We start from the raw sequence: 10,606 nt of genomic DNA, 5'->3' as shown, positions 1-10,606 counted from the left end.
TGATCGAGCAAATACCTCCGATCGGGTGATTCCGCCTGATCGGAGTTTGCTCTAGCCGCGGGGGTGCGCCGCTCTCCTCGCCGGGCCGGCGGCACGCTATCCTGGCTGCCGTCCATGGGAGAAACACCGATGCTGGACCTGGCAGCCCTCGTCGCCGAGCTGAATGCGCTGCTGCGCCTCAAGACCACCGTCATCGGCATGAGGATGTTCGAGACGGTCGCCGAGATGGAGGCCATTCCCCGCATCCGCCGGCCAAAGACCGTGCACGCCACCGACCAGATCGTCAGCATGGCCTCCCGCCTCGGCTGGACCGTCGGCATCACCGGCGAGGACCTGGTCGGCTCGCAATGCCGCGCCGTCATCGGCCTCGGCCCGCAGGACGAGGAATGGCGCCGCGGCGAGAAATATGTCGGCATCTGGCACGGCACGCAGGAGGACGCCCAGGCGCGGCAGGAAGCCCTCGACGTCGTCCCGCACGGCCGCTTCCAGGCGATGGCCGTCAGCCCCCTCGACTCCGGCCGCATCCCGGAGCCCGACATCGCCCTCGTCTATGCAACGCCCGGGCAGATGATCATCCTCATCAACGGGCTGCAGTACCGGAACTACCGGAAATTCGAGTGGAGCGTCGCCGGCGAGAGCGCGTGCGCCGACAGTTGGGGCCGCGCCCTGAAGACCGGCGAGCCGAGCCTTTCCCTCCCCTGCTATGCCGAGCGCCGCTACGGCGGCGTCCCGGACGAGGAGATGCTGATGGCGCTGAGGCCCGCCGACCTCCGCATCGCGGTCGACGGCATGAAGGCCCTGGCGAAGAACGGCCTCCGCTACCCCATCCCGCCCTACGGGATCCAGAACGACCCTTCGGCCGGAATGGGGGTGAGCTACGCCAAGCCCTGACGGCCCGGCCTAGGAGGGCGCCTGGATCAGGGACAGCAGCTCGCGCCGGGTGTCGAAATTGTCGCGGAAGGCGCCCAGCATGCGGCTGGTGACCATCGTCACCCCCGTCTGGTGGACGCCGCGCGTCGTCATACACTGGTGCGCGCTCTCGATGATGACGGCGACGCCGCGGGGCTGCAGCACCTTGTCGATGGTGTTGGCGATCTGCGCCGTCAGCTTCTCCTGGATCTGCAGGCGCTTGCCGTAGGCCTCCACCACCCGCGCCAGCTTGCTGATGCCGACGACGCGCCGCATCGGCAGGTAGGCGACATGGCAATGGCCGATAATGGGCACCATGTGGTGCTCGCAATAGCTCTCCAGCCGGATGTTCTTGAGCAGGACGATCTCGTCATAGCCCTCGACTTCGTCGAAGGTACGCTCCAGCAGGGCCACCGGGTCGACCTGGTAGCCGGCGAAGAGCTCCTCATAGGCGCGGGCCACGCGGGCTGGGGTGTCGAGCAGGCCCTCGCGCGTCGGATCGTCGCAGGCCCAGCGGATCAGGGTGCGGACGGCGTCTTCGGCCTCGGCACGGCTCGGACGCTCGGGTGGGATGGACATAAGGTAACTCCGGCGGTTGCGGCGAGGGCCGAGGCCTTCGCCCGGCCCCTTTTCTACTCTGCCGGCGCCGCCACCGCCACTTGCCGCCGCTTCCGCCGCCCGATTCCGTCGAGCGCCAGGTAGACCACCGGCGTCGTGTAGAGCGTCAGCAGCTGCGAGAGCAGCAGCCCGCCGATGATGGTGACGCCGAGCGGGTGCCGCAGCTCCGAGCCGGCGCCGGAGGCCATGGCCAGCGGCACGGCGCCGAAGACGGCGGCGAGCGTCGTCATCAGGATCGGCCGGAAGCGCTCCCGGCAGGCGGCCATGATGGCCTCCATCCCGCCGATCCCCTCGCTCCGCTCGTGCTCCAGGGCGAAGTCGACCATCATGATGGCGTTCTTCTTCACGATGCCCATCAGCAGGATCACGCCGATCAGCGCGATGACGGTGAAGGGCGTGCCCGTCACCAGCAGGGCGAGCAGGGCGCCGATGCCCGCCGTCGGCAGGGTCGAGAGGATCGTCACCGGATGCAGCAGGTGCTCGTAGAGCACGCCGAGCACGATGTAGATGGTCAGCATCGCCGCCAGGATCAGCAGCGGCTGGTCGCGGGCGAAGGACTGGAAGGCCTTGGCGTTGCCGGCGAATTCCGTCCGCATGGTGTCCGGCAGCCCGGCCTCCTCCGCCGCCCGCTGCACCGCATCCGCCGCCTGGCCGAGCGACATGCCCTCGGCCAGGTTGAAGGTGATGGTCGAGGCCGGGTACTGGCCCTGATGCGTCACCGCCAGCGGCGCCGACGTCCGCGTCAGCCGGACGAGGCTCGAGAGCGGCACCTGCGTCCCGCCCGCGCCGGGGACGTAGAGGTCGTCCACCTGTTCGGGGAATTGCTGCAGGCCCGGCTCCAGCTCCAGCACCACCCGGTACTGGTTGCGGGCGCGGTAGATGATGGAGACCTGGCGCTGGGCGAAGCCGCTGTTGAGCGCCGAGGCGATGGCGGAGACGCTGACGCCGAGCCGGGCCGCGGCCTCGCGGTCGATCTCGAGCCGCGTCACCAGCCCCGCCCGCTGCTGGTCGGAGGAGACGTCGGTGATGCCGGGGATGGTGCGCAGCCTCTGCACCAGCACCTCGGACCAGGTCTCCAGCCCCTCGAGGTCCGGCGAGAGCAGGACGAATTGGAACTGGGCATTGCCCGCCCGCCCGCCGATGCCGATGTCCTGCACCGCGCGCAGGAAGGTCTGCATCCCGGGCACCGCGCCGAGCGGCCGGCGCAGCCGGTCGATCACCTGGGCGGCGGAGACGTTGTCGCGCTCCGCCAGCGGCTTCAGGCTGACGAAGACGCGGCCCTGGTTGCCCGAGGAATTGCCGCCCCCGCCGCCGATCTGGGACGCGATGCTGGCGATGGCCGGGTCGCGCAGCAGCACCTGCACCACCCGCTCCTGCAGCACCTGCATCGACTGGAAGGAGGTATCCGGCGCCGCCCGCGTCGTGCCGATGATGAGGCCGGTATCCTGGTCCGGAAAGAAGCCCTTGGGGACGATGACGTAGAGCCAGACCGTCACCCCGATGAGCCCCAGGGTGAGGACCAGCATGATCTGGCGGACGCGCAGGACATGCCGCAGCGACCAGAGGTAGCCGCGCGTCATCCGCTCCATCCCCGCATCCACCAGGCGGATGACCAGGCCCGGGCGGTACGGGCCGCCGCGCGCCAGCCGCCCCGCCATCATCGGCGTCAGGGTGAGGGAGACGACGCCCGAGATGGCGACGGCGATGGCGAGGGTCGCCGAGAATTCCCGGAACAGCCGGCCGACGATGCCGCCCATGAAGAGCAGCGGGATGAAGACGGCGATCAGCGAGACGGTGATGGAAACGACGGTGAAGCCGATCTGCCGAGCCCCGAGCAGCGCCGCCTCCAGCGGCTTCATCCCGCGCTCCATCAGCCGGGCCATGTTCTCGATCATGACGATGGCGTCGTCGACGACGAAGCCGACCGAGATGGTGAGCGCCATCAGCGAGAGGTTGTCGAGCGAGTAGCCGAGCAGCCACATCACCGCCAGCGTGCCGAGCAGCGACAGCGGCACCGAGGCGCCGGCCGCCGCCACCGCCGATGTCCGGCCGAGGAAGAGGGCCACCACGGCGATGACGAGGGCGATCGAGATCAGCAGCGTCTGCTGCACGTCGTGCACGCTGGCGCGGATCGTCTCCGACCGGTCGCGGATGGTGTGGATGTGGACGCCGCCCGGCAGCCAGCGCTCCACCTCCGGCAGCATGCGCTGGATGCCGTCCACCACCTGGATGACATTGGCGTCCGGCTGCTTGAAGATGATCATCAGCACCGCCGGCCGGCCGTCGACCGACCCGCCCTGCCGCCGGTCCCGCACGTCGAGCGAGACCCGGGCGATGGAGCTGATCCGCACGATGGAGCCGTTGGCCGACTTCAGGATGATCCGGCCGTATTCCTCCGGCGTGTTCAGCCGGTCGTTGACGGCGATGGCGGCCGACTGCTCGGAGCCGTCGATCAGCCCGGTCGCCTGGGTGACGTTGTTGTTGTTGATGGCGAGGCGGATCTGCTCCAGGCCGATGCCCGCCGCCTTGGCCGCGGCCGGGTCGACGGTGACGCGGACGGCCGGCTGCTCGGCGCCCGCGATCAGCACCTGGGCGACGCCCGGCACCTGGGCGATGCGGGGGCCGACCAGGCTGTCGGCGGCGTCGTAGACCGCGCCCGGCGTCACCGTCTCGGCGCCGAGCGACATGATCAGCACCGGCGCATCGCCCGGATTGGCCTTGCGGAAATAGGGCGGGATGGCGAGCCCGGCCGGCAGGTCGCTGCCGGCCGCGTTGATCGCCGCCTGCACGTCCCGCGCCGCGCCCTCGACGCTGCGGGAGAGGTCGAACTGCACGACGATGGAGGTGGCGCCGAGCGAGGAGGTGGAGGTCAGCTCCGTCACGCCCGCGATGGCGCCGAGCCGGCGCTCCAGCGGCGCGGCGACGGAGGAGGCCATGGTGGCCGGGTCCGCCCCCGGCTGGCCGGCGCCGATGACGATGGTCGGCAGGTCGACGCTCGGCAGCGGCGCGACGGGCAGGGCGAAGTAGGAGACGATGCCGGCGAGCGCCACGCCGATCGCAAGCAGGGTCGTGGCGATCGGCCGGCGGATGAAGGGCTCGGAGATCGACATGGGCTATTCGGCCGGCTGCGGCTCGGCCTGGCGCGGCCGCACCAGCCGCTGCGCCCGCTCCCGCAGCGTCTCCATCGCCAGGTAGATCACCGGCGTGGTGTAGAGGGTGATGACCTGGCTCAGCAGCAGGCCGCCGATGACCGAGATGCCGAGCGGGAAGCGGAGCTCCGACCCCGTGCCGCTCTCCAGCACCAGCGGCAGCGCGCCGAGCAGCGCCGCCAGCGTCGTCATCATGATGGGGCGGAACCGCTTGATCGAGGCCTCGATGATCGCCTCGCGCGGGGCCTTGCCATGGTCGCGCTGCGCCTCGAGGGCGAAGTCGATCATCATGATGGCGTTCTTCTTCACGATGCCCATCAGCAGCACGATGCCGATCAGCCCCACCACCGAGAGGTCGAGGCCGCAGAGGCGGAGCGCCAGCAGCGCCCCGATGCCGGCCGAGGGCAGGGTGGAGAGGATGGTGACCGGGTGGATCACGCTCTCGTAGAGCACGCCGAGCACGATGTAGATCACGACGATGGCGGCGAGGATCAGCCAGGGCTCGCCCGCGAGGGAGCGCTGGAACTCCGCCGCATCGCCGGCGAAGCGGCCGACGATGGTGTCCGGCATGCCGATCTCAGCCTCCGCCGCGCGGATCGCCGCCACCGCCTCGCCGAGCGAGGCGCCGGGGGCGAGGTCGAAGCCGATGGTCACGGCCGGGAACTGCCCCTGCTTCGTCACCGTCAGCGGCCCGGCGCCGCGGCCGATGCGGGCGAGCTCCGACAGCGGCACCTGCACCGTGCCGGTGCTGGTCGCGGGCGTCCCCTGCGCGGTCGTCTGCTGCCCGGCCGTCGCCGGCACGCGCAGCAGGCCGATCTTTTCCGGATCGTCGCGGATGGCGGGTTCGGCTTCCAGCACCACGCGGTACTGGTTGTTCTGGGCATAGATGGTGCTGATCTGCCGCTGGCCGAAGGCGTCGTAGAGCACGTCGTCCACCGCCTGCATGGTGACGCCGAGCCGCCCCGCCTTGTCGCGGTCCACATCGACAGTGACGCGGATGCCGCCGTCGCGCTGGTCGGAGGCGACGTCGCGCAGCAGCGGCAGCGCGCCGAGCCGGCGCTCGAGCACCGGCGCCCAGCGGCCGAGCTCCGCCGCGTCCGGGTCCATCAGTGTGTACTGGAAGGCGGTGCTGCCCGGCCGGGAGCCGATCTGGATGTCCTGTACCGCCTGGAGATGGACCACCACCTGCGGCAGCGCGTCGAGCCGCGGCTGCAGCCGGGCGATGATCGCCCTCGCATCCGCCTCCCGCTCCTCCCGCGGCCTGAGCACGATGCTGATCCGCCCGGTGTTCTGCGCCGCGTTGACGATGCCCGCGCCGACCACGGAGGCGACGCCGGTGACGTCCGGATCGGCGCGGATCACCGCCGCCACCTCCTGCTGCAGGGCGGACATGCGGCTGAAGGAGACGTCGTCGGGCCCCTCGACGCTGGCGACGAGCAGCCCGGTATCCTGCTGCGGCAGGAAGCCCTTCGGCATGGTGATGTAGAGCCAGACCGTCCCGGCGACGGTCAGCGTGGCCAGCAGCAGCATCAGCCCCTCATGCCGGAGCGCCCGGTGCAGGCTGCGGCCATAGGCGTCGCGGCAGGCATCGAGCACGCGCTCGGTGGCGCGGGAGAGGCGGCCTGGCTGCGCCTCCGCATGCGGCTTGAGCAGCCAGGCGCACATCATCGGCGTCAGGGTGAGGGAGACCACCATCGAGACCAGCACGGCGATGGTCAGCGTCAGCGCGAATTCCTGGAACAGGCGGCCGACCACCCCCGGCATGAAGAGCAGCGGGATGAAGACTGCGATCAGCGAGACGGTGAGCGAGACCACCGTGAAGCCGATCTGCCGCGCGCCCTCATAGGCGGCCTCGAGCGGGCGCTTCCCCTCCTCGATCAGGCGGACGATGTTCTCGATCATCACGATCGCATCGTCGACGACGAAGCCGGTGGCGATGGTCAGCGCCATCAGCGAGAGGTTGTCGAGCGAGAAGCCGCAGAGCGCCATCACGCCGAAGGTGCCGATGATGGAGAGCGGCAGGGCGACGCCCGGGATGAAGGTGGCGCGTAGGCTGCGCAGGAAGACAAAGATCACCGCGACGACCAGCACCACCGCCAGCGCCAGGGTGAACTGCACGTCGTGCACCGAGGCCTTGATCGTCCCCGTCCGGTCAGCGACGACGGCCAGCCGCGCGCCCTGCGGCAACGCCCGCTCCAGCATCGGCAGCTGCTCGCGGATATCAGCCACCGTCTGGACGATGTTGGCGCCCGGCTGGCGCTGCACGTCGATCAGCACGGCCGGGCCGCCATCGTACCAGGCGCCGGTCAGCGTGTTCTCGAGGTCCTGCACCGCGGTGCCGACGTCCCTGAGGCGCACGGGCGCGCCGTTCCGCCAGGCGATGATGAGGCTGGCGAAGGCCTCCGGCCGGTCGATCTGGTCATTGGCCATGACCGTGCTCGCCTGGCGCGGCCCGTCGACGCTGCCCTTCGGCGTGTTGACGTTGCCGGCGGCGACCGCCGTCCGCACATCCTCGAGCGAGAGGCCATAGGCGGCGAGCCGCACCGGGTCGGCCTGGATGCGCACAGCCGGGCGCATGTTGCCCTGCACCAGCACGCGCCCGACGCCGCTCACCTGGCTCAGCCGCTGGCCGAGCAGCGTGTCGGCGGCGTCGGAAAGGCGCTGCAGCGAGAGGGTCCCGGAAGTCAACGCCAGGGTGATGATCGGCGGGTCGGCCGGGTTCACCTTCGCATAGGTGGGCGGGTAGGGGAGGTTGGCCGGCAGGGTCCCCCGGGCGGAGTTGATCGCTGCCTGCACGTCCTGCGCCGCATCGTCGATGTTGCGGCCGAGGGTAAACTGCAGGGTGATGCGGCTCGTCCCCGGCCCGCTGGTCGAGACGAGGTCGGTGAGGCCGGCGATCTGCGCCAGCTGCCGCTCGAGCGAGGCGGTGACGAGGAGTGCCACCGTCTCCGGCGAGGCGCCGGGCAGGGTGGTCGTCACCTCGATGGTCGGGAAGTCGACCTCGGGCAGCGCCGAGACCGGCAGCCGCAGGTAGCCGAAGCCGCCGCAGAGCAGGACGGCGATCGCCAGCAGGAGGGTGGCGATCGGCCGGGCGATGAAGGGGGCGGAGATGTTCACCGCTCAGCGGCCCGCATCGGCCGCCTGCCGGGGGCGGAGGCGCCGCTGGCCGGGGGCGGGCGCGTTCTCCGGCGCCGTGTCCTCGGTCGCGGCCACATGCGCGCCCGGGCTCAGCCGCAGCGCGCCAGAGGTGACGACCTTCTCGCCGACCTCGACGCCGCGCCGCACCACCGCCTCGGCCGGCGTCAGCACGCCGAGCTGGAGCGTGCGCTGCTCCACGGTCTGGTCGCCCTTCAGCACATAGGCGAAGGCGCCGTCAGGCCCGCGCTGCACGGCGACCAGCGGCACCGTCACCGCATCCGGCACGGTGTCGATCCGCAGCCGCACATTGACGAAGGCGCCGGGCCAGAGGCGCATGTCCTCGTTGGAGAAGACCGCCTTCAGCTTGATGGTGCCGGTCGAGGCGTCGACCGCGCTGTCGAGGGTGCGCAGCTCTCCCATGATCGGCCCTTGCGCGCCGGGTGCGGGCGAGCCCGCGGTCTGCGGCACACCGCCGCTTGCCGAGCGCAGCGCCTGCACCGGCACGGCGCCGCGCTGCAGGGCGTCCAGCACCCGGCCGAGCTCCTGCTGCGGCAGGGTGAAGGTGACGGCGATCGGCTGCAGCTGCGACACGGTGACGATGCCCGTCGCATCGCCTGAGCGCACCAGATTGCCCTGGTCGACCAGTCGCAGCCCGACGCGGCCGTCGATCGGCGAGCGGATGGTGGTGAAGGAGAGCTGGGTGCGCGCGCTGTCGATCGCCGCCTGGTCGGCGGCGACCTGCGCCTCGTACTGCGCGACGGTCGAGCGCTGCGTGTCCTGCTGCTGGCGGGACACGCCCTCGTTGCGGGCGAGCGCGGTGTAGCGCTGCAGGTCGAGCCGGGCATTGGCCAGCAGCGCCTCGTCCTGCGCCTTCTTGGCCAGGGCCTGGTCGAGCGCCGCCTGGTAGCTGCGCGGGTCGATCCGCGCCAGCAGGTCGCCCTGCTTCACCATCTGGCCTTCCTGGAAGGCGATCTCGACGAGCTGGCCGTCGACCTGGGCGCGGACGGTGATGGTGTTGTAGGCCTGCACCGTACCGATGGCGTCGAGCATGATCGGCACGTCCTGCCGCTGCGCCGCGGCCACCGTGACGGGCACCGGACCGCCCGCGCCGCGCACGCCGCCGCCCGGCCGGCCGCCGGGCCGCTGGCCGGCCTGCGCCTCGACGGCGGGCTGCTCGCGCTGGTTCCAGTAGTACCACGCCCCCGCACCGGCACCGCCGATCAGCCCGAGGGTCAGCAGAAGCATCAGGGTGCGGCGCATGGGGGGTGTCGGGAACCTCGTTGCAGGGTCATCGGATGATACGGCGGCGACGGTCCACCCCCATGAGGGGTTCGGGTGACGAACTGCAACCTCATATCCCGTTCCACCCCCCGCCGAGCGCCCGGAACAGCGCGACCGCGGCCTGCAGCCGCGAGAGGCGGGTATTGGCCAGGGTGGTGCGGGCCGAGAACAGCGTCTGCTGGGTATTCAGCAGCGTGATGAGGTCGATGGTCCCGGCCTGGAGCTGCGCCTCGCCGATCGCATAGGCCCGCTCCGCCATCCGCACCGCATTCGCCTGCAACGCCTCCTGCTCCGTCGTCTGCCGCAGCGCGACCAGGGCATTCTCCGCATCGACCAGGGCGGCGAGGATGGTGCCGCGATAGAGCGCCAGCAGCTCCTGCGCCTGGCCCTCGTTGAACTCGACCTGGCCGCGCAGCGCCCCGCCCCTGAATATGGGCTGCGTCAGCCCGGATGCCAGGCTGAAGATGACGGAGCCCGGCCGCAGCAGGTTCTCGAGCGCCAGGCTGGTGAAGCCGCCCGTCCCGGTCAGCGTGATCGAGGGCAGGAGCTGGGCGCGGGCGACGACGATGTTGGCATTGGCGGCGGCGAGCGTCGCCTCGGCATTCAGCACGTCCGGCCGCCGCGCCAGCACTTCGGCCGGCAGGCCCGGCGTCACGCCCGGCACGGCGAGGCGGTTGAAGGTCCCGCCCTCCAGCCGCAGCGTCTCCGGCGGACGGGCGACCAGGGTGCCGAGCGAGTTGCGGTTCTGCTCCAACTGCTGGACCAGCGGCGGGATCTGCGCCTGCTGCTGGGCGACCACCGTCTCCTGCTGCGCCAGGTCGAGCCCCGTCGCGGTGCCGACCGCGACGCGCTGGCGGATCACCCGCACCACGCGCTGGGCGATGTCGAGGTTCTGCTGCTGGATCGCCAGCGTCTCCTGCGCCGCCAGCATGGCAAAATAGGTGTTCGCCACCGAGGCCTGGGTGGTGATGGTCACCGTCCCCGCATCGAAGCGGGTGGCGGAGGCGGATTGCTGCGCCGCCTCCACTTGGCCGCGGTTCTTGCCCCAGAAGTCGATCTCGTAGCTGGCGGTGAGGTTGAGCTGGTTGCTGGAGCTCACCCGGATGCGGCTGCCCCGGCCGCCGAAGCCGGCGATCGAGGCGGAGGAGGCGATGCCGCTCTGCTGCCGCGTCGCCCGCGTCGTGAGGTCGACGGTCGGCAGCAGGGTCGCGCCGGCGATGCGGATCTGGGCATCGGCCTGACGGATGCGGGCGACGGCCGCGGCGATGTCGTTGTTCGCCGCCATCGCCTCCGCCATCAGCCCGTCGAGCTCGGGCGAGCCGAAGCCGCGCCACCAGAGGGGATCAGGCCAGCTCACCGGCTGGGCGGCATCCACCGCCGCCATCCGCGCCGGCAGAGGAATGCCGGAGGAGGTGCCCGGCGGCGTCAGCCAGGCACCGAGCGAGGAGCAGCCGCCGAGCAGCAGCGCCGCGGCGGCCGGCGCCGCGCGGCGGAGAGGGGAGCGGGCCATG

At 71.2% G+C, this 10,606-nt stretch carries 6 protein-coding genes; 1 reads left to right on the top strand and 5 read right to left on the bottom strand.

Translation table 11 applies throughout. From position 1 onward, the window contains the following. Positions 1–129: 129 nt before the first annotated feature. A complete protein-coding gene (locus tag AC5JJ1_RS24370; protein WP_495787706.1) occupies positions 130–891 on the top strand; it encodes a DUF169 domain-containing protein in 762 nt (253 codons plus the stop codon). A gap of 9 nt (positions 892–900) precedes the next feature. On the opposite strand, the gene folE is transcribed toward AC5JJ1_RS24370, so the two are convergent. From folE to AC5JJ1_RS24345, 5 genes are all read right to left on the bottom strand, one after another. Continuing rightward, complete coding sequence (folE, locus tag AC5JJ1_RS24365; protein WP_495787705.1) at positions 901–1,488, bottom strand: GTP cyclohydrolase I FolE; 588 nt, start codon at positions 1,486–1,488, stop codon at positions 901–903. 53 nt (positions 1,489–1,541) lie between these two features. Next, positions 1,542–4,637 carry an efflux RND transporter permease subunit gene (locus AC5JJ1_RS24360; RefSeq protein WP_495787704.1) on the bottom strand — a complete coding sequence of 1,032 codons (3,096 nt, stop codon included), beginning with the start codon at positions 4,635–4,637 and terminating at the stop codon, positions 1,542–1,544. 3 nt (positions 4,638–4,640) lie between these two features. Beyond that, positions 4,641–7,793, bottom strand: a complete 3,153-nt coding sequence (locus AC5JJ1_RS24355; RefSeq protein ID WP_495787703.1) for an efflux RND transporter permease subunit — start codon at positions 7,791–7,793, stop codon at positions 4,641–4,643. 3 nt (positions 7,794–7,796) lie between these two features. Further along, positions 7,797–9,074: an efflux RND transporter periplasmic adaptor subunit gene (locus AC5JJ1_RS24350; protein WP_495787702.1), complete on the bottom strand. Its 1,278-nt coding sequence runs from the start codon at positions 9,072–9,074 to the stop codon at positions 7,797–7,799. A 91-nt stretch (positions 9,075–9,165) separates the two neighbouring features. Beyond that, positions 9,166–10,605 (bottom strand): efflux transporter outer membrane subunit, encoded by a 1,440-nt coding sequence (locus AC5JJ1_RS24345; RefSeq protein WP_495787701.1) that lies wholly within the window; start codon positions 10,603–10,605, stop codon positions 9,166–9,168. Between the last annotated feature and the right edge of the window lies 1 nt (position 10,606).

Source organism: Belnapia sp., from assembly GCF_059504005.1.
This window is presented reverse-complemented; position numbering and strand designations above follow the sequence as displayed.

Bases quoted from the DNA above. Each gene is read 5' to 3' on its own strand.
- AC5JJ1_RS24370 (WP_495787706.1), top strand. From the start codon at position 130: ATGCTGGACCTGGCAGCCCTCGTCGCCGAGCTGAATGCGCTGCTGCGC.
- AC5JJ1_RS24360 (WP_495787704.1), bottom strand. From the start codon at position 4,637: ATGTCGATCTCCGAGCCCTTCATCCGCCGGCCGATCGCCACGACCCTG.
- AC5JJ1_RS24345 (WP_495787701.1), bottom strand. From the start codon at position 10,605: ATGGCCCGCTCCCCTCTCCGCCGCGCGGCGCCGGCCGCCGCGGCGCTG.
- AC5JJ1_RS24350 (WP_495787702.1), bottom strand. From the start codon at position 9,074: ATGCGCCGCACCCTGATGCTTCTGCTGACCCTCGGGCTGATCGGCGGT.
- folE (WP_495787705.1), bottom strand. From the start codon at position 1,488: ATGTCCATCCCACCCGAGCGTCCGAGCCGTGCCGAGGCCGAAGACGCC.